The 19,233-nt window shown below is 64.1% G+C and carries 20 protein-coding genes; 3 read left to right on the top strand and 17 right to left on the bottom strand.

Annotation, left to right across the window (positions count from 1 at the left end):
- Window positions 1-283 precede the first annotated feature (283 nt).
- On the top strand, window positions 284-1,147 hold the full coding sequence (locus tag P9230_RS14095; protein ID WP_278119559.1) for a hypothetical protein: 864 nt from the start codon (window positions 284-286) through the stop codon (window positions 1,145-1,147).
- A 385-nt stretch (window positions 1,148-1,532) separates the two neighbouring features.
- On the opposite strand, the gene ftsH is transcribed toward P9230_RS14095, so the two are convergent.
- The 16 genes from ftsH to P9230_RS14015 all read right to left on the bottom strand — a co-directional run bounded on the left by ftsH (window position 1,533) and on the right by P9230_RS14015 (window position 16,684).
- Window positions 1,533-3,467: an ATP-dependent zinc metalloprotease FtsH gene (gene ftsH, locus P9230_RS14090; protein WP_067001810.1), complete on the bottom strand. Its 1,935-nt coding sequence runs from the start codon at window positions 3,465-3,467 to the stop codon at window positions 1,533-1,535.
- A 106-nt stretch (window positions 3,468-3,573) separates the two neighbouring features.
- Window positions 3,574-4,968 (bottom strand): tRNA lysidine(34) synthetase TilS, encoded by a 1,395-nt coding sequence (tilS, locus tag P9230_RS14085; RefSeq protein WP_278119557.1) that lies wholly within the window; start codon window positions 4,966-4,968, stop codon window positions 3,574-3,576.
- Between the two features lie 51 nt (window positions 4,969-5,019).
- A complete protein-coding gene (gene ybgF / locus P9230_RS14080; protein ID WP_127216382.1) occupies window positions 5,020-6,165 on the bottom strand; it encodes a tol-pal system protein YbgF in 1,146 nt (381 codons plus the stop codon).
- Window positions 6,166-6,434: 269 nt separating this feature from the next.
- Entirely contained in the window at window positions 6,435-6,941 is a 507-nt protein-coding gene (gene pal, locus P9230_RS14075; RefSeq protein WP_067001802.1) for a peptidoglycan-associated lipoprotein Pal, read from the bottom strand.
- Between the two features lie 317 nt (window positions 6,942-7,258).
- On the bottom strand, window positions 7,259-8,539 hold the full coding sequence (gene tolB / locus P9230_RS14070) for a Tol-Pal system beta propeller repeat protein TolB (RefSeq protein ID WP_245299761.1): 1,281 nt from the start codon (window positions 8,537-8,539) through the stop codon (window positions 7,259-7,261).
- A gap of 79 nt (window positions 8,540-8,618) precedes the next feature.
- Entirely contained in the window at window positions 8,619-9,773 is a 1,155-nt protein-coding gene (locus P9230_RS14065) for a cell envelope integrity protein TolA (protein ID WP_278119554.1), read from the bottom strand.
- Between the two features lie 7 nt (window positions 9,774-9,780).
- Complete coding sequence (gene tolR, locus P9230_RS14060) at window positions 9,781-10,242, bottom strand: protein TolR (RefSeq protein WP_067319458.1); 462 nt, start codon at window positions 10,240-10,242, stop codon at window positions 9,781-9,783.
- A gap of 9 nt (window positions 10,243-10,251) precedes the next feature.
- Entirely contained in the window at window positions 10,252-10,962 is a 711-nt protein-coding gene (gene tolQ, locus P9230_RS14055) for a protein TolQ (protein ID WP_067001789.1), read from the bottom strand.
- Window positions 10,963-11,357: 395 nt separating this feature from the next.
- Window positions 11,358-11,831 carry a tol-pal system-associated acyl-CoA thioesterase gene (ybgC, locus tag P9230_RS14050; RefSeq protein ID WP_278119552.1) on the bottom strand — a complete coding sequence of 158 codons (474 nt, stop codon included), beginning with the start codon at window positions 11,829-11,831 and terminating at the stop codon, window positions 11,358-11,360.
- A 134-nt stretch (window positions 11,832-11,965) separates the two neighbouring features.
- Window positions 11,966-12,868 carry a metallophosphoesterase gene (locus P9230_RS14045; protein ID WP_278119550.1) on the bottom strand — a complete coding sequence of 301 codons (903 nt, stop codon included), beginning with the start codon at window positions 12,866-12,868 and terminating at the stop codon, window positions 11,966-11,968.
- Between the two features lie 128 nt (window positions 12,869-12,996).
- Window positions 12,997-14,034, bottom strand: a complete 1,038-nt coding sequence (gene ruvB / locus P9230_RS14040; protein ID WP_067002199.1) for a Holliday junction branch migration DNA helicase RuvB — start codon at window positions 14,032-14,034, stop codon at window positions 12,997-12,999.
- 43 nt (window positions 14,035-14,077) lie between these two features.
- A complete protein-coding gene (ruvA, locus tag P9230_RS14035) occupies window positions 14,078-14,698 on the bottom strand; it encodes a Holliday junction branch migration protein RuvA (protein ID WP_095778095.1) in 621 nt (206 codons plus the stop codon).
- Between the two features lie 10 nt (window positions 14,699-14,708).
- Window positions 14,709-15,128 (bottom strand): type II toxin-antitoxin system VapC family toxin, encoded by a 420-nt coding sequence (locus P9230_RS14030; protein WP_278119548.1) that lies wholly within the window; start codon window positions 15,126-15,128, stop codon window positions 14,709-14,711.
- On the bottom strand, window positions 15,106-15,375 hold the full coding sequence (locus P9230_RS14025; RefSeq protein ID WP_278119546.1) for an AbrB/MazE/SpoVT family DNA-binding domain-containing protein: 270 nt from the start codon (window positions 15,373-15,375) through the stop codon (window positions 15,106-15,108). The genes P9230_RS14030 and P9230_RS14025 overlap by 23 nt, the downstream gene beginning before the upstream one ends.
- Window positions 15,376-15,428: 53 nt before the next feature.
- Window positions 15,429-15,941 (bottom strand): crossover junction endodeoxyribonuclease RuvC, encoded by a 513-nt coding sequence (gene ruvC, locus P9230_RS14020; protein WP_095778093.1) that lies wholly within the window; start codon window positions 15,939-15,941, stop codon window positions 15,429-15,431.
- 212 nt (window positions 15,942-16,153) lie between these two features.
- The gene (locus tag P9230_RS14015) at window positions 16,154-16,684 is read right to left on the bottom strand and encodes a DUF1465 family protein (RefSeq protein ID WP_067001767.1); all 531 of its coding nucleotides are present in this window, start codon (window positions 16,682-16,684) and stop codon (window positions 16,154-16,156) included.
- Window positions 16,685-17,208: 524 nt separating this feature from the next.
- Between P9230_RS14015 and P9230_RS14010 the strand changes: the two genes are divergently transcribed.
- Window positions 17,209-17,760, top strand: a complete 552-nt coding sequence (locus P9230_RS14010) for a DUF2269 family protein (protein ID WP_278119543.1) — start codon at window positions 17,209-17,211, stop codon at window positions 17,758-17,760.
- A gap of 40 nt (window positions 17,761-17,800) precedes the next feature.
- On the opposite strand, the gene P9230_RS14005 is transcribed toward P9230_RS14010, so the two are convergent.
- Window positions 17,801-18,571, bottom strand: coding sequence for a sulfite exporter TauE/SafE family protein (locus P9230_RS14005; protein WP_095799968.1), 771 nt, complete (start codon window positions 18,569-18,571; stop codon window positions 17,801-17,803).
- A gap of 194 nt (window positions 18,572-18,765) precedes the next feature.
- On the opposite strand from P9230_RS14005, the gene P9230_RS14000 reads away from it, so the two are divergent.
- Complete coding sequence (locus tag P9230_RS14000) at window positions 18,766-19,224, top strand: GNAT family N-acetyltransferase (RefSeq protein ID WP_127247220.1); 459 nt, start codon at window positions 18,766-18,768, stop codon at window positions 19,222-19,224.
- Window positions 19,225-19,233 lie beyond the last annotated feature (9 nt).

Below are 19,233 nucleotides of genomic sequence, written 5' to 3'. Positions count from 1 at the left end.
ATTACCATTCCTTAGAAAATCATTGTCGCAGACCGGTCAAGTGATTCGGCAGCCTGCCACGACCTCTCGTTGTAGCGGGAATATAGAAGCCCAGACAGCTTTTCCGCCCGACACGGTTGGGAAAACCTTATTTGCTCGAACCGAGCGCCAGCAATTTAGCACCTTGTCGGCAGGAACACACTTTGTGAGGGCATCCGCGCGGGAAGCATCTGGCGCAGCCCGAAGTTGAGAGCTATTGATTTGGTATAGGCACCATTTGGCGGCAGCAAGGGAGAAAAACGCCATGCTTATTCATAGACTTGCAACATTGACGGGCATCGCCGTCGCAACCCTGTTCCTGGCGGCGCCGGCCAACGCGCTGACCATGGCCGAGTGCAGCACCAAGTACAACGCGGCCAAGGACGCCGGAACGCTCAATGGCCAGACCTGGAACCAGTTCCGCAAGGCCCAGTGCGGCAGCGACGCTTCCGCCACGACCGACACCAAGGCGGCGACCGACACCAAGGCGGCGACTGAGACCAAGGCTGCGACCGAGACCAAGGCTTCTGACACCAAGAAGGCAAAGGCGGCAGCTGCCTCGGACGACACGGCCAAGGGCCTGACCGCAAAGGAATGCAGCACCAAGTATCAGGCCGCGAAGGCGGCCGGCACGCTGAACGGCATGAAGTGGAACGATTTCCGCAAGGCTGAATGCGGCCCCGGCGCCACTGCTGCGGCAACCGCCAAACCTGCCACCAGCAAGACTTCCACCGCCGCTGACGGTGGTTCGGCCAAGGGCCTGACCATGGCCGAATGCAGCAGCAAGTACCAGGCTGCCAAGACCGCCAACAAGCTCAAGGGCATGAAGTGGAACGACTTCCGCAAGACCGAATGCGGCGCCGGCGACGACGACGACACCGTGCCGGCTCCGACCGAGGCGACTTTCACCAAGGAACCGGCAAAGCCCAGCGTGGCTGCGCCGAAGGGCGTGACCTTCCCGACCGCCATCTCGCCGAAATTCGCCAACGAGACGCCGGCCAAGGCCCGCATGCACACCTGCCTCGAGCAGTACTATGCCAACAAGGACGCCAACACGCTGAACGGCCTGCGGTGGATCCAGAAGGGCGGCGGCTTCTACAGCCTCTGCAACGCCAAGCTGAAGAGCTGATCGCTCAGCGCTTACCTCCAAGACCAAGGCCCGCGCATCGCGAGATGCGCGGGCTTTTTCGTTGGACGCGCTTAAAGAGGCATATCGGCGCCGCAAAAGAACCCCCGCCGGCGAAGCTACCAATCTCCCCCTATATGGACTGAGGACATCGCGAACAGGTGTGCGAAGACATCGCGAACAGTTTCGTGCGTTTTGCGCGGGAGGTTCGGGGTGCCATGCGAGGCCAGAAGCGTGATGAGCCAGAAGGAAGATTGGCGCTTGCGCCGGACGCCGATCTTGCAGGTGCGGTCCGCGAGCGACTCGCCAATCGTCTGTGACCTCCCAAACAACAACGCCGCGGTCTGAGCCGCGGCGTCGTTTTTTATGTTTCGTTTTCGATCGAGCCTTAGCCCTGCGGCTGCGGCTCCATGCCGCCTTCGGGCTCGGGGCCCTTCTTGCGACGGCCGCCGGTGCCGGCTTTCGGCACAGCCGAGCCGCGGCTGGGCGGCGTGTCGTCGCCAAGGTCGCGGGCGGGCTTGTGGCCAGCGATCAGCTGCTTGATCTCCTCGCCGGTCAGGGTCTCGTATTCGAGCAGCCCTTCGGCCAGCGCGATCCAGTCCTTCTTCTTCTTGGTCAGCACGGTCTTGGCGGTGGAATAGGCATCGTCGATCAGCCGGCGCACCTCGGCGTCGATGATCTGCGCGGTCTCTTCCGAGATGTTCTGCTGGCGCGCCACCGAATGGCCGAGGAAGACCTCTTCCTGGTTGTCGCCATAGGCGACATGGCCGAGCTTGTCGGAGAAGCCCCAGCGCGTGACCATGGCGCGCGCCAGCTTGGTCGCCTGCTCGATGTCGGAGGAGGCGCCGGAGGTGATGTTCTCCTTGCCGAACTTGAACTCCTCGGCGACGCGGCCGCCCATCATGATCGCCAGCCTCGAGATCATGTATTTGTAGCTCATCGAATAGCGGTCGCCTTCCGGCAGCTGCATGACCATGCCGAGCGCGCGGCCGCGCGGGATGATGGTCGCCTTGTGCAGCGGATCGGCCGTCGGCACGTTGAGCGCCAGGATGGCGTGGCCTGCCTCGTGATAGGCGGTCAGCTCCTTCTCGGCCTGCGTCATCGCCGACGAGCGGCGCTCGGCGCCCATCATGATCTTGTCCTTGGCGTCCTCGAACTCGGCCATGGTGACGAGCCGCTTGTTGCGACGCGCCGCCATCAGCGCGGATTCGTTGACCAGGTTCATCAGGTCGGCGCCGGAGAAGCCGGGCGTGCCGCGCGCGATGACCTTGAGGTCGACATTGGGCGCCAGCGGCACGTTGCGCACATGCACCTTGAGGATCTTCTCGCGGCCGACGATGTCGGGGTTCGGCACGACCACCTGGCGGTCGAAGCGGCCCGGCCTGAGCAGCGCCGGGTCGAGCACGTCGGGCCGGTTGGTGGCGGCGATCAGGATGATGCTTTCGTTGGACTCGAAGCCGTCCATCTCGACCAGCAGCTGGTTCAGCGTCTGCTCGCGCTCGTCATTGCCGCCGCCGAGGCCGGCGCCGCGATGGCGGCCGACGGCGTCGATTTCGTCGATGAAGATGATGCAGGGGGCGTTCTTCTTGGCCTGGTCGAACATGTCGCGCACCCGGCTTGCGCCGACGCCGACGAACATCTCGACGAAATCCGAGCCGGAGATGGTGAAGAACGGCACGTTGGCCTCGCCTGCGACGGAGCGGGCGAGCAGCGTCTTGCCGGTTCCGGGAGGGCCGACCAGCAGCACGCCGCGCGGGATCTTGCCGCCGAGCCGCTGGAACTTCTGCGGATCGCGCAGGAACTCGACGATCTCCTCCAGGTCCTCCTTGGCCTCGTCGACGCCGGCGACGTCCTGGAAGGTGACGCGGCCATGCGCCTCGGTGAGCAACTTCGCCTTCGACTTGCCGAAGCCCATGGCGCGGCCGGAGCCGGACTGCATCTGGCGCATGAAGAATATCCACACGCCGAGGATCAGGATCATCGGCAGCCACGAGATCAGATAGCCGAACAGCGAGTTCGAACCGTCGCTTTCAGGCCGCGCGTTGATGGTGACGTTCTTGTCCTGCAGCCTGGAGACCAGCGACGGATCGCCCGGCGAATAGGTCTGGAAGCCGTTGGCGTTGTCCGTGTAGTTGCCCGAGATACGGGCGCCGGCGATCGTCACGCTCTTGACCCGGCCGGAAGAGACATCCTGCAGGAACTGCGAATAGGCAATCTCGCTCGAAGCGCCGCGCGTCTGCGGCGTCTGGAAAAGATTGAACAAGGCGATGAGCAGGACCGCTATGATCGCCCAGAGCGCGAGGTTGCGATAATTCGGATTCATCTATTGTCCTGTTGGCGTCCGCGCGCGGACCCACGATGATGATTGGAGGCTTGGGCCTAACATAGGGAGAGCGTCTCCCCTTGCCAAGCAGAACAGCATGCCTCGGTTAAGCTTTCGCCCATGCTCCGCCGCGATCATGGCCGCGAAAAGGCGACGGCGGCAGCGGCGGCGCGCCGATCAGCGCGGCGACGGCGGCAGCGGGCCGGAGATCGAAGGACGGCAGGAAGCGGGTGAAGGGCGACACCGCAGGAACGATCGCCATCGCCGGCGGCGCGGCATCACCGCCAGCCAAATCAAGGCGTTCGCCGCCGCGCCACAGCGCGGGCTCGGCGGCCTGCGCCTTGCGCAGCAAGCTCGCCGGAACGTCGCCTTCCGGGGTAAATCGCTTGGCGGCGCCGAGACCTGCTGGCGCGATCACCAACCCGCTCGGCCTGTCGCTCAATGTGATCCTCCGCCGACCGTCCCACAAGGCCTGCTCAGCAGCCGGAACGGCGGGCAGATTGCGGGCCTCGCGGTGGAGGAAGATGCCGCCGGTGCGGCGCGCGTCGACCACCGTCCGCGACAATGTGGCGCAAAGCGTCCCCGACCGCAGATGCTCGAACAGCGCCCGGCAACGCGCCTCGTCGACAAGGAACGTGACGCCGCCGACCGTGGCGAGCAGGATGCGAAATGCATAGACGGCGGCTTCGCTATCCTCACCACTTGCGAAATCGCGATCGAGGCGGATAAGCCCCGGAGCCGGCTGGCTAGCGAAGGCGCCGATCAGCGCCGCCGCACGCTGGCCGAGGTTCTCGCGCTCGGCGGCTGCCTGTCCGGCCTTCGCGATTGCTTCCTTGAAACGCGCCTCGCCGTCTCTGCCTGCAAGCGAGATGCGCAGGCGCGGCCGCTCGAAGCGCCGGTCGACATTGGTCGGATCCTCGGTCCAGCCGATGCCGCGACGCTTCAGCATCTCCCGCAATGCCGCGCGGCGCGTGGCGAGCAGCGGGCGGGCGATCCAGACCCGCCAATCGTAGAGCGTGGCGGGCGCCATGCCGGCGAGCCCGCGGCCGACGCGTGGATCCTCGTCGCGGGCCTCCTCTTCACGAACTTGCCGCATCAGCACGGTCTCGGCCTGGTCGTCGGCGGTATGTCCGGTCACCACCGCGCCGATGCCTGCCGCTTCGGCTGCCTCGGCCAGCAGCCGGTAGCGCGCCTCGCGCGCGGCGGCCGGCAAGCCGGTCGATGGCTTGCGGCCGGACCAGACGAGCGTGCGATGCGCGATGCCGTGCTCGGCGCAAAGCCGGGCGACAGCTTGCGCTTCGGCTGCCGAGCTTGGTCTGAGGCCATGATCGATCGTCACCGCAAGCAGCCTTGCCGCGGGCAGGGTACGGTCGAGGTGGTGCTTGAGCAGAAGAAGAAGGGCGGTCGAGTCGCTGCCGCCGGACACGGCCGCAACGGCGCCGTGGGAGAAGTCGAAGTCTTGGAAAAGGCGATCCGAAAGGTCAGTCTCGGTATCGAACATCACTGCGCGTCGTCCAAAAGCGGTCCCGATTCTGGGACAACGACACGCAAGCTAGCACGAGGCCAGCGCCTTTTCCTGCTTGATGCGTTCCTTCAGCGTGCCGGAAACATCCGGGTAGCGCTTGCCGATCTCGTTGAAAGTGGCGCAGGCCACGTCGTTCTGCTTGAGGCCGACCAGCGATACGCCGAGCTTGAGCAGCATGTCGGGCGCCTTCTTGGCCTTCGGATAATCCTTGCTGGCGGCCAGGAAAACCTCCGCCGCGTCGCGATATTTCTGCTGGCCAAGCAGGGATTCGCCCAGCCAGTAATGCGCGTCCGCCGCTTTGGCGTCCTTGGGAAAGCGCGAGATATGGTCGCGGAAACCCTGCTCGGCGGTGGGATAGTCGCCCGACAGGATGAATTGGTAGGAGTTGCGGTAGAGCTCGTCCGGATTGTTGGTCGAGGGCAGCGAGGCCATGACCGTGCCGCCGGACTTGCCTTTGCCAGGCTTGCCGCCGGTCTCGGCGGCAGGCGCGTTTGCCGTAGCCGCGGGAGCTTCCGTCTGCGAGCCCGCCTGCGGGGCGGGGTCGGCATTGACGACATTGCCGTTCTTGTCGACGGTAATGGTGCCGAAGGTCTTCGGCGGCGCGCCGGTGATCAACTTGCCCGGGTCGCCGGTCTGAGACTCGACGATGACGTCGCCGACGCTCTTGCCGCCGCCGTCCTGCGGAGCCGTGCCGGGCGCAGCTTGCGTCGCCGGAGCCGTTGCGACGTTGGTGTCGGTGCCGCTGTCGCCGGCGCCAGCATCGCCCATATTCGTGTTGCCGCTGCTGCCGTCCTGCGGCGCGGTCTCCGACTTCTTCTGGCCCGTTGGCTTCGCGCCCTGCGAGCCGCCTTCGAGTTGCTGGAAGCGGAACTCGTTGTCCTCCTGCTGCTTGCGCATCTGCTCCTGCATTTGCAGGATCTGGAAATTGAGTTCCTCAAGCTTGCCGTTCATCTGCCGGATCTGATCCTCCAGACCGGTCATGCCGGCGCCGTCCTGCTGGGCGACTTGCGCCTGCTCGGTCTTCTTTTTGTCGCCGAAAATGCCCAACGTCGGCAGATGGAAAGTAAACCCGCTGTCCGAGGATTGCCCGCTGTCCGCCGGGGCGGCGACGCCTGCGATGCTTGATAGGAGCAGCAGCGCAAGCGTGCCGCTCAGGACCGTTCTGAAATGCATTATGTCTCTCGCCGTGAAATCTGTTGGCCCGATGCGCCTTTCCAAATCGGAGGGGGATAAAGCGCCCTCGCGCTCTTAGCAGGACGCGAGACTTCGGCCAAATTTTGTTTCAAGCTGTCGCATATGAAAAAGGCGGCTCGGAGGCCGCCTTTCGTTCAGCGATGTTGTATTTTTGCCGCCCACAGCGCCGCGCGTCGTCAGACGCGCCAAGGACGCTGTGGCGCTTATGAGCGTTTCCGAAAATCGATATCGATTTCCGGCGCGGCGCGTCAGGAACCGGCGCCCGAGAGCGTGGTGACGGCGCGGCGGTTCTGCGACCAGCACGAGATGTCGTCGCAGACGGCGACCGGGCGTTCCTTGCCGTAGGAGATCGTCTTCAGACGGTTGGCCGCGACGCCCTTCGAAACCAGGAAGTCGCGGGTGGCAGCGGCGCGGCGGGCGCCCAGCGCCAGATTGTACTCGCGCGTGCCGCGCTCGTCGGCATGGCCTTCGATGACGATGGCATACTGCCTGTACTGGTTGAGCCACTGCGCCTGGCGCGACAGCGTCGTCTGCGCGTCGGCGCGGATCGACGAGGAGTCGGTGTCGAAGAAGATGCGGTCGCCGATGTTGACGGTGAAGTCCTGCGCCGAGCCGGGCGTGGCAGAGCCGGCGCCGTTGAGGCCGAGATCGGCGGCGCTGTTCGGGGTCTTCTTCGAGGCGCAGCCGGTGATGGCCAGAGCCGCCACCAGCGCGATCATCGCCGGATTTCTGGTAAGTGCTGCGATACGGCCCATGCCGCCTCTCCTTCGCATTCGAGTGATTTCGTTGATCACCCAGTAACCACGTTTGGGTTAACCGGCATTCAAGAAACACGGTTAATTTTTCGTTTCGAGCCGCCGTCCTCGGCCGATTTAGCTAGGCTCACAATGCGCGGCGACCGTAGGCGGAAATGCGGCCAAAACATGAAAAAAGGGGGAATTGAGGAACTGAAGAACTGAGGAATTGAAGGAAGAAATTAGGCCAGCTTCTCTCTGAAATTTACCAGCGCCCCGGGTCCTCCATTTTCCTCAGTTCTTCAGTTCCCCGTTCTTAAATTCTTCCGTTCCTCTGCCTATTCCAGCAGCGGCGACCAGGCCGGATCCGAGGCGAAGTTCGAGGTCGGGATCTGCTGCTCGTTGCGGCCGGTAAGATCGACCGTGACCAGCTTCGGCCCGCCGGCGGAGTCGCGGAAAAACATCAGCACGCGACCGTTCGGCGCCCAGGTCGGCCCCTCCTGCTGGAAGCCGGAGGACAGGATGCGCTCGCCCGAACCGTCGGTCTTCATGACGCCGATCTGGAACTCGCCGCCCGACTGCTTGGTGAAGGCGATGAGGTCCCCGCGCGGCGACCACACCGGCGTGGAATAGACACCGTCGCCGAACGAGATGCGGTGCGGGTTGGAGCCGTCCGCGCCCATAACGTAGATCTGCGAGCGGCCGCTGCCGCCGCCGCGGTCGGAGGTGAAGACGATCTGCGAGCCGTCGGGCGAATAGGAGGGCGAGGTGTCGATGGCTGTCGAGTCGGTGAGCCGCGTGGTCGAACGGCTTCTCAGATCCATGGCGAAGATGTTGGAGTTGCCGTCATCGCGCAGCAGGCTCATGATCACCTTCTGGCCATCGGGCGAAAAGCGCGGCGCGAACGTCATGCCGGGGAAATTGCCGACCAGCTCGCGCTGTCCGGTCTCGATCTGCAGCAGATACACCTTCGGCTGTCCGCTCTCATAGGACATGTAGGTGATTTCCTGCCGGTTCGGCGAGAAGCGCGGCGTCAGCACGATCGAACGGCCGTCCGACAGGTAGCGGACGTTGGCGCCGTCCTGGTCCATGATGGCGAGACGCTTCTTGCGCGCGTTCTTGGCGCCGGATTCGTCGACGAAGACGACGCGCGTATCGAAATACCCCTTCTCGCCGGTCAGCCGCTCGTAGATCGCATCGGCGATGATATGGGCGACGCGCCTGGTATTGGCGTCATTGGCGAAGAACTGCTCCCCGGCCATCTGCTGGCCGGCAAAGGTGTCCCATAGCCGGTACTGGGCGCGGATGCGGCCGTCGGCTTCCTTGCCGACGCTGCCGGTGACCAGCGCCTGCGCATTGATCACCTTCCAGTCGTCGAACCGCGGCGTGGCGTCCGGGCCGGAGATCTTCTCGATGAAAGCGCTCTTGTCGATCGGCGCGAACAGGCCGGAGCGCTTGAGGTCGGCCGTGACGATCTCCGTGATCTGGGCGCCAAGCTCACCATTGGACTGGAAGTCAGTGATGGCGATCGGCAGCGGCTCGACATTGCCCTTGTTGACGTTGAGCTCGACGAGCGCCCAGGCCGGCAAGGTGGCGGCGGTCGTCATGCCCAGCGCCATGGCTGCAATCGTCAGGAGCGGCTTGAGGAAAGATCTCATGTCTTCTCGCTTCTCTTCTTTGGTGGTTCGGACGCAAGGCCTATAGGCCAAGCATCTCCCTTGGGTCGAAGGTGACCCGGATGTCGTTCCAAATATCCTGCTTGCCGGCTGGAACCTGCAGGCCGGCCACGTCGCATTTTTGAACCGCGCGCACTGCGCTTTCGTCGAACTGCCGGTTGCCGCTCGACTGCTCGATCGACGGGCGGCCGTCGAGCTTGCCGTTGGTATCGAGATTGAACCGGACCACGACGACGAAGTTCTCCGAACCTTCCAGTCCAACGGGCAAGGTCCAGCAGCCGCCGAGCTGAGCTTCGAGCGCGCCTTGCTCGGATTTGGACAGCTTCTGGCCCTGATCCTTCTCGCCGCCGAGCGACGACTGCTGCGTGGAGCGCTTGGCGCCGCCACCCGACGGCTTCTGCTTGTCCAGAAGTGCTGAAATCTCGTCGGCGTTGAACTGCTTTTGATCCGACTTCGGCTTCGAGGAAGCTTCCTTCACCGGCTTTTCCGCGTCCTTGCGCTCCGGCGCCTTGGCGCTTTCGGCGGGAGCGGGCTGCGGCTTCGGCCGCGCTGCAGGGGCGGGTGCCGAGTCCGGAAGCTTAGCCTCCTCGGTCGGCTGCTCCTTGGCGATCGCCTCGGCGACGGCGTCCGGCTTGACCTCTTCCTTCTGGATGGCGGCGGTCGTGTCCTTCGGCGGTGCTGGCGTCGGCTCCTTGGCGGGTGTCGGCTTCGGCTCCGTCTGCTTGACCGGCTCGGGCTTGACCTCTTCCTTAGGTGTCGGCGTCGGCGCGACTTCGGTCGCCGGGGTCGGCTTCGGCTTTTCCTGCGGCTTCGGCACGTCCTCGACCGCCGGCTTCTCGGTCGGCGTCGGCGCCGGGGGCGGCGCGGATGTCTTCTCGACCGGCTTCGGCTTGGCCTCGTCGGTTACCGGCTTGTCGGTGTCGACGCTGTTCTCGCCGACCTTCTGCGCGTCGGGGACGATATCCGGGCGCTTGGTCGGCAGCGGCGCCGGCTTGTCATGCATGACCGCTTTCTTGTCGCCCTGCAGCGTCTGCGCGATCGCTTCCATCGGCACGATGTCGACCGCGACGGACTCCACGTCGGAAGCCGGCATGGCGGGCGGCGAGGACAGCGTGAACAGCCCGAAGGCCAGCGCCACCGCATGCAAGATGACCGATGAGGTGAGGCCGGTCCGCATTTGGCGTTTACTGATCCTGTTCCTGCAGCGAAACCAGGCCGATGTTCTTGTAGCCGGCGGCCGAAATGCGGGCCATGACCTTCATGGCAGTGCCATAATCCGTCGACTTGTCGCCGCGAATGAAGATGCGCTCGTCATAGCCGGTCTTCGAGATTGCCTGCAGCTTCGCCACCAGCTCCTCGATCGGGATCTCGGTTTCCTGTAGATAGATCTGGCCGGCCGCGTTGATCGACACCGTGATCGGCTGCGTGTCGACATTCATCGCCTTGGCTTTCGTGTCGGGCAGGTCGATCGGAACGCCGACGGTGAGCAGCGGCGCCGCGACCATGAAGATGATCAGCAGCACCAGCATCACGTCGACCATCGGCGTGACGTTTATTTCCGACATCAGGCCATGATGACGACCGCGCCGCCGGTGGCCGCGTCCGCCTCGCCCTATGCCACCTGCGCTAGCAGCAGACATACCCATGATCGTACCTCAGGCCTTCTGCGCGACTTTTTCATCGATTTGGCGCGAGAGTATGGCGGAGAACTCATCCGCAAACCCTTCCATGCGCACGGCGAGCTTGTTCGCATCCGATGACAGCTTGTTGTAGGCGATGACGGCCGGAATGGCCGCGAGCAGGCCGATGGCCGTCGCCAGCAGCGCTTCCGCGATGCCGGGCGCCACGACCGACAGGCTGGTGTTCTTCGAGGCGGCGATCGCCTGGAAGGAGGTCATGATGCCGATGACGGTGCCGAACAAGCCGATGAATGGCGCGGCCGAACCCGTGGTGGCGAGGAAGCCGAGCCGACCCTCCAGCCTTTCCATCTCGCGGGTCAGCGCGAGATCCATCGCCTTGTCGATGCGGGTCTGCAATGCCAGCGCCGATTTGGCGCCCTTCTCGAAGCTCTTCTTCCATTCGCGCATGGCGGCGACGAAGATCGCGCCCATGCCGGTGGTCTTGCGGTCGGCGAGCGTGCGGTAGAGCTCCTCGAGCGACTGTCCCGACCAAAACACCTGCTCGAAGCGGTTGAGCGCCATCCGCATGCGGCTATAGGCGACAAGCTTGTCGATGATGATCGCCCAGGTCCAGATCGAGGCGCAGAGCAAGCCGATCATGACCAATTTGACCACCCAGCCGGCCTGCATGAACAAGGCCCATATCGACAAATGCGCGCCCGGGTCGGCGAGTGCGATGTTTTCCATGACTACGTCCTTAAGATTTTTCCGGGCATCGCTGGCGGCTGGCCCATGGCATCCCTTTGGTCCGATCGCGCGAAGCCTGAAGCTCGCGGGACAAGCCCCGAATGCACCGTTTCGCGGCGTTTTCGGGGCAAATCTTGGTGAAAGGAAGGCACACGAATTGCGCCAATCTTCACCAATTCCTTCATGAACCGTTATGGTTAAGGATGGGTTAGGATATGAAGCGTGGCGCATTGCCGCGCCCACCCGGCCGGCGCCATGCTGGATGCGGCCGATCAGTGCACATCGCGCTGAAGCAGGTCCAGGCGACGCGCTTTTGGTTGTTTTGGTGCATGTCGTTGTCCCAGAACGGGCAACTCCTGCGTGACAGGGATTCGGCCGAAGCCGGTTCGCGGTGATCAGTCGCTCGCCCTCGGCATAAAGGCGGCGATCCATTCCTTCGGAAATCTGCGCGGCCGGCCGTTCTCGCCGATGATCGCCGCCTCGACCTTCGCTTCGACCAGCACCTCGCCGCCACGCTTCAACTGCTGCGCCATGAAGATGCGGGCGCCCGAAATGTCCTCGGTGCGCGTGTCGATGGTGAGGATGTCGTCCATGCGGGCCGGCGAACGGAAGTCGATCTCCATGCGCCGCACCACCCAGACGATGCGCTCGCCATGCTTGCCATCGGCAAGCTCGGTGTGATGGACGCCGGCGAGCCTGAGATAGTCCGAGCGCCCACGTTCGAAGAATTCGAGATAGCGCGCATGGTAGACGACGCCGGAGAAATCGGTGTCGGCATAGTAGACGCGGGCCATCAGGCGATGGCCGGATTGCGTCAGCGCCCCCGAAAGCCCGGCGCTGAGCGCTGCGGATTCACCATGATCGTGCATCGCGCTTTCCTTTTCAGGCCTGAACTTTGGCGCGAGAACCGGATGGCACCGATGGGCGCGATGATCAAGCCTTGATGGCGGGGGTCCTGGCGCTTGGCGCCTGCGCGGTTTTCCGTCCGCGTGAAAATACCGAGCTACCCGAGGTCGATCTGCAGGATCTCCGGTGGCATGCCGAACCGGACCGGCATGATGCTGAAGCCGAGCCCGCCGGAGACGATCAGGTTGCGATCGTTCTCGACGACATGGCCATAGGCGTAGCGGTTGCCGAAGTCGGATGGCACGACCGGCGAATAGCCGAACAGCCGCACCTGCCCGCCATGGGTGTGGCCCGAAAGCGTCAGCGAAACTCGCCAAGGCACTTTCGGAAAGATGTCTGGCTCATGCGCGAGCAGGATGATCGGCTCGTCGCCTTGCACCTTGGCAAGCGTCCCGCCGAGGTCGTCGAGACCCTTGAAGCCGTGGCGGCCCAGGGCTTTGCTCGGCCGGATTGCCAGCTGGTCCGCAAGTCCGGCGATCCAGAAGCCATGCCCATCCTTCTCCAGCCGCACCACGTCGTTTTCCAGCACCGGGATGCCGACGCTCTCCAGTGCCCTGCGCGCGGCCGTCGGCCCGGCCTTGGCCAGTTGCGCCGCATGATCGTGCCACCAGTCGTGATTTCGGAGGATCGAGAGCACGCCGAGCGGCGCCTTCAGCCCTGACAAAGCGGCGGCCCACTCCGGTGCAGACACTTCGGCCGTGACCAGCCGCATTCCATCGACATAGTCGCCGAGCAGCACGATCAGGTCTGGCTGCAGGGCATTCGTCCGTTCGACGAGCGAAGCGATCCGCTCCGACGTCATCCAGGGATGGCAGGCATGAATGTCGGCCAGTGCTGCGACGCGCAGCTTGAGGCCCGCGGGCCAGTGCGGCGGCGTCAGCGAGTAGCGTTTCACATAGGCGAGCAGCATCGGCTCAATGCCGACCGCATAGGCGCTCAACGACACCATGGACAGGAACGATCCGCCGATGAGGCGCAGAAAGCCACGTCTGGTGATCATCGGTCAGCCCCGACCCCCGGAAATGCGTCAAGCTGCCTTAGAGGCTGCAATTGTGCCTTCAGCTTGGCGGAGCTGGGGAGATTTCGCGCAGGAAGCCCTTCAAGGCGCGTCCGACGAACAAATGTCCGTTACTCTTCCTGGAACAGGCTGATCTGCTGCTGCGCGAGGTCTTTCGGTGCTTCAAGGCCGAGATGCCGCCAGGCATTGGCGGTCAGCACGCGGCCGCGCGGCGTGCGCTGGATGAACCCCTGCTGAATCAGATAGGGCTCGATGATGTCCTCGATGGCGTCGCGCGGTTCCGACAGCCCAGCCGCGATCGTCTCGATGCCGACCGGTCCGCCGCCGAAGTTGCGGGCGATCATCGAGAGATACCGGCGGTCGAGCGCGTCGAGGCCGAGCCCGTCGACTTCCAGCCTGGTCAGCGCCTCGTCGGCAATGCGCTTATCGACATGGCCGTTTCCGGCGACGGAGGCGAAGTCTCGCACCCGGCGCAACAGACGTCCGGCAATGCGCGGCGTGCCGCGAGCGCGGCGCGCGATCTCCAGCGCGCCGTCGTCACCGAGCGGCATCGAGAGGATGCGGGCGCCGCGGCGCACGATCTGCTCCAGCTCCTCGACCGTGTAGAAATTGAGCCTGACCGGGATGCCGAAACGGTCGCGCAGAGGATTCGTCAAAAGTCCGAGCCGGGTTGTCGCCGCAACCAGCGTGAAGCGGGCGAGATCGATTTTGACCGAACGCGCCGCCGGCCCCTCGCCGATGATGAGATCAAGCTGGAAATCCTCCATCGCCGGGTAGAGGATTTCTTCCACCGCCGGATTGAGCCGGTGGATTTCGTCGATGAAGAGCACGTCGCGCTCCTCGAGATTGGTGAGCAGCGCCGCAAGGTCGCCGGCCTTGGCGATAACCGGCCCCGACGTAGAGCGGAAATTAACGCCGAGCTCACGCGCCATGATCTGCGCCAGCGTCGTCTTGCCGAGCCCCGGCGGGCCGACGAACAGCACATGGTCGAGCGCCTCGCCGCGGCTCTTGGCGGCATCGACGAAGACCTTGAGATTGGCACGCGCCGCAGCCTGGCCGACGAACTCGTCAAGCGACTGCGGCCGCAAGCTCTGGTCGGCATCCTCGCCGCGCTTGTCGGGGGCAATGAGACGGGGCGAAAGGCTCATGCGGTCTTCCTTGCATACGGCAAGGACCGGGACAAGCGCCACCTCACCGCGCCAGCTCCTTCAGGCCGAAGCGGATCAGCTTCGAGGCATCCGCCCCTTCGCCGGCCGACTTTAGGGCGGCGGCCACCGCATTGGCGGCGATGTCGCGCGAATAGCCGAGATTGACCAGCGCCGAGACTGCGTCGGTGATGGGTGCTGCCGCCACGCCTTCGCCAAGCTCCTGCTTGAGGCTGATCGTGCCGGTGGCGGCACCCGCATAGGCCGGCGCCTTGGTGCGCAATTCGGTGACGATGCGCTCGGCCACCTTCTTGCCGACGCCCGGTGCGCGCGACACCATGGCGATGTCGCGCAACGCGATCGCATTGGCGAGGTCGGGCGGCGCCAGCGTCGACAGCACGGCTAGCGCCACCTTGGCGCCGACGCCCTGCACATTGTTCATCAAAAGGCGGAACCACTCGCGCTCGAGCGGGGTCTGAAAGCCGTATAGCCGGATCATGTCCTCGCGCACATAGGTCTCGATGAACAGCACCACCGCCTCGCCGGGGGACGGCAGCGCGGCAAGCGTGCGCGCCGAGCAATGGGCGACATAGCCGACGCCGTGCACGTCCACGACGCAGGAATCCTCGTCGATCTCATCCAGCGTGCCCTTCAGCTTGCCGATCATGTCCTGGCCTTCATGGATGCGTTTCCGGAGAGACGATTTCGAGGTCGGGAAAATAGCTGCGATAGCGAGGAGCGTCGCGCGTCAATAGGCGGTGACCAGCTACGGCAGCATGAGCACCAATGAAAAAATCCGGCAAGGTCCGCTCTCGAACACCGCCGGCCCGCCGATAACGGGAATGTGCCACCCCAGCCAAGAATGCGGCTTCCAAGGGCAAAAACTCGCGATCCATTTCAAGCCTCTCGGCTGCTTTCCTCAGCATTGCTTCGGAAGCAACCAGGGGAGCAAGCTCGGACCAGACGATGCTGTTGATGACCAACGCGCCATGGCGTCGGCAGGAGATAATCGCGGACGAAGACCATTCCGTCAGCGGCCCAGCCGGACCCCAGACGTCAATGAGCACGTTTGTGTCAATCAACGTCGAGATTTTCACGTGGTCCCCTCAACCACTCCATGTACTCGTCCGTCGTCATGCCGCCCAAATCCAGCGTCCCCTCCATTTTGCCGAGGACCTCTTTGAATTTGCGGGCAGCTTCCTCCTCCGAAATGTTTTCGTTGACGGCGACAAGCCGGGCGCCCTCGTCAGTAGCCACGAACTGGACCTCCGAACCCGGGCCTATGCCCAAGTGGTCCCTTATTTGTTTGGGGATCGTGACTTGCCCTTTGGCGGTCACACGCATGGTAATACTCCGAAGGTATTACTTACTGCGCAAATGAGAACAAGTCAAGAACACTACCCGGCCAGCGCCGCCATTCGGTAGGCGACGCTTTGACGGTGATGCGCATGACATACGGCGATGGCCAGGGCATCGGCGGCATCGTCGGTCTCGAACACCGCTTTCGGCATCAGCACTTTCACCATCATATGGATCTGCTTCTTCTCGCCGTGGCCGACGCCGATCACCGCCTTCTTGACCGCGTTGGGCGCGTATTCCGCGACCGCCAGCCCGGCGCGCGCCGGCACCAGCATGGCGATGCCGCGCGCTTGGCCGAGCTTCAGCGTCGCTGTGGCATCCTTGTTGACGAAGGTCTGCTCGATCGCCGCCTCATGCGGCATGGCCTGGTGCAGCACTTCGGCGAGCCCATCATGCAATTGGCAGAGCCTCGTTGCGAGCGGCGCCTTGTCGTCGGAACGCACGGTGCCGGAGGCGACGAAGCGTAGCGAATTGCCGAGGCTCTCGACGATGCCCCAGCCGGTGCGCCTCAGGCCCGGATCGATGCCGATGATGCGAATCGCTTCCCCCATGCGCCAAGTCTAACCTCGGCGCATGGCGATGCCAGTGAATTGTGAACAAACCAGAAACAGCCTGTGCCGGGATGGGCTGCTTCAGAATTCGATCCGATGAGTCGTAAGGCGGCGTTCTCGAGAACCGGTGCGGAGCGTGCTTTGGTATGCGAGCACCGGACGCGCAAGAAACGGCGCCAGATGGCCATCAGAGCGAATTGTGGAGCAGCCTGTTAGCCGCGGGCGAAAGCCGTGTTCAGCAGGCTGATCTGATCGGAGACCGGGTTGGCGCGGCGGCCGGCGGCCGGCGTGTCGTGCATGGCGCCGCCGTAGATCTCCTCGTCCATGCGCTTCACCAGCGCCTGCAGGCGCAGCGACCGGCTCACCAGATCCAAGAAGTCCTTTGGCAATTCGCTCCAGCCCAGCGCCTCATCATGCGCGGAGGCGGTATCGAGCCGCACCTTGGATTTTTCCGAGGCGACCTGGTCGCGGGTCATCTCGCCGGAATTGGCCGCCCGCTGCAAAAGCAGCCAGGAGGCGACCTGCATCAGCCTCGTGGTAAGACGCATCGATTCGGCCGCATAGAGCGTCGCCGCCGTGCGCGACAGCTTCTTGGCTTCGAGCCTGCCCTTGCCGTCAAGATATTCGGCCGCCTGTTCGACCAGGCCCATGCCCTCCTGGTAAAGCGGCTTGAAGGACTGGGAGAAAACCCGGCGTTCCGCGAGCTTTATGGTTTTCGCGCTGCCCTTCGAAGGCTCGTTCATCGATACGCCCCTGCACTGCCGCAAGCCGATTCGGCATCCTTGCCGATACGGCCTGCACCCTTAAACGACTGAGGCTTGAAAATGCGCTTCGATGCCCATGAAGGCAAGCGCATGTTTAACAAACGGTTAACGCCGAGGCGCGTTGTCCGCCGGCGGCCAACGGGCAAAAAAAGAGCCGCGGATAAGGCGGCTCTCAGGAGTTTAACAGGGAGGCGTCAAACAAAGTGGCTCCAACCACTCGGTAAGAATCCAGACAAACTGGATGGGTCCTAGTAAACGCCTGTAAAGCTTAATGAAGGCTTAACGCCGCGCGGAATTTTCAAGCGAACGGACTTTTCCTGTGCCGGAACGGGACGGCCCGGCTCCCTCCCGCGCCATCCAGCCCTGGATGCATATGGCGGCACCGAAACATCGGTCCCGCCGCCGCGACATCGTTTCGAAACACGCTCCGCGCTAAACGCCCGCTCCTCTCAAATGCGGGCGCAGTCGACGCCGCCACCGATCAAGAAATGCAGGAGCACACCATGGACTGGTATTCGATCGTCAAATTCCTTCACGTCGTCTCGGCCATCCTGTGGGTCGGCGGCGGCTTCGTCCTGTTCCTGCTCGGCGTGCTTGCCGAGCGCGCCGGCAACATCCAGGACAAGCTGCAAGCGATGCGGGCGAGCGGCGAGCTCGGCGGCCGCTTCTTCGCGCCGATGTCGATGCTCACCCTGATTTTCGGCCTGATCATGTGCGGCTTCTGGGTCGGCTTTTCCGACCTGTGGATCATCATCGGCCTTGTCGGCTACGCCACGACCTTCTCGATCGGCATGCTCGTTTTCAAGCCGACCGGCGAGCGGATGGGGGCCATGGTCGCCAAGGAAGGCGTGACGCCGGCGGTTCTCGCCATCGGCCAGCGCATGATGCGCTGGGCGCGTTTCGACTACGCGGTGATGCTGGTGATCATCTCCGACATGGTGCTGAAGCCTACGCTTCACGACATCGGCATCCTCGCCGGCATGGTGCTGGTGATCGCATCCGGCGCAGCGCTTGCGCTTGGCGGCGGCCGCCAGCTGGTGCCGAGCGCCGCTTGATCCTTCTGTAGCGGGCGGCGCCGGTGCGCCGCCCTGCCCATCACATCAGGCCCGCAATACCGTCCCAGAGCAGCTTGAGCGCCACCACCGCCACCGTCGCGTATGTGAACGGATAAAACACCTCCGGCCGCATGCGGCGCACCAGCCAGGCGCCGGCGATGGTGGAAAGCGGCGCCAGCGGCATCAGCGCAAACGATGCGGTGAGATTGGCGCTGTCGAACTGGCCAAGCGCGAAATAGGGAATGAGCTTCAGCGCGTTGGTAGCGGCGAAGAAGATCGCCGCCGTCCCTGACAGCACCTTCGGGTCGAGCCGGATCGGCAGCGCGTAGACCTGGAAGGGCGGGCCGCCGACATGGGCGACGAAGCTGGTGAAGCCCGCAACGATGCCCCAGAACGCCGCCGCGATGCGGTTCGGCTCCACCTCGTGGTCGGCGCCGTGGCGAAACTGCAGATAGATCCAGCGCAGGACGAAGACCAGCGCGACCGCGCCGACGATCAGCCGCACCATTTCCTCCGTCACCAGGGCCGCCGTCAGCCAGCCGAGGCCGATGCCGATGACGGCGCCGGGCATCATGTCGACCAGCATCTTGCGATCATAGACGCCCCACCATGTCCACACCGAAACGATGTCCATCAGGCAAAGGATCGGCAGCAGGATGGCCGCCGCCTGCACCGGCGGGATGGCCAGCGCCATCAGCGGCACGCCGACGAAGCCCACGGCGCCGCCGAAGCCCCCCTTCGACAGGCCGACGAGGATGACCGCCGGAATGGCGGCGGCATAGAACCAGGGATCGCTGAGCAGGCCTGACATGGGAAATACGGGGACAAGAAACGGCTGGAGGATGGCGGGAGACTTGCAATAGACCACAAAGCGAAAGACCGCGATAGCCGAAGCGCGCCCGTCAGCCGGTCGGCGCGCGATCAACTGTCCGTAATCCGGCCTGCCGAGTTTGCGGCTGGCGGCGGGCCATGCAAAAGGTCACCCGCCCAGCATGAGGTTTGACGATGAGCCAAGTCCTGATCCGCCGCGCGGAAAAAGCCGATCTTGCGGCGATCGTCGCGATGCTTGCCGATGACGCGCTTGGCCGCGCCCGCGAGAATGCAAGCGTGCCTTTGGCGCAAGCCTATCAGGACGCCTTCGCGGCCATAGACGGCAACCCGAACCATTTCCTGGCGGTGATGACGGACGGCGCCGAAGTCATCGGCACCTTGCAGATCAGTTTTATCCCAGGCCTGTCGTTGCAGGGCGCTTGGCGCGGCCAGATCGAGGCGGTGCGCGTCGCGGCGAGCCGGCGCGGAGAGGGGCTCGGGCATAGCCTGCTGGAATGGGCGATCGAAAGATGCCGCGAGCGCGGCTGCAGGGTGGTGCAACTGACGACCAACAAGAGCCGGCTCGACGCGCACCGCTTCTACGAACGGGTCGGCTTCAAGGCGAGCCACATCGGCTACAAGCTGGATCTTTGACGCACCCGC

Origin of the sequence: Mesorhizobium sp. WSM4887 (genome assembly GCF_029625865.1) — a bacterium.
Taxonomy (GTDB): domain Bacteria; phylum Pseudomonadota; class Alphaproteobacteria; order Rhizobiales; family Rhizobiaceae; genus Mesorhizobium.
This window is presented reverse-complemented; position numbering and strand designations above follow the sequence as displayed.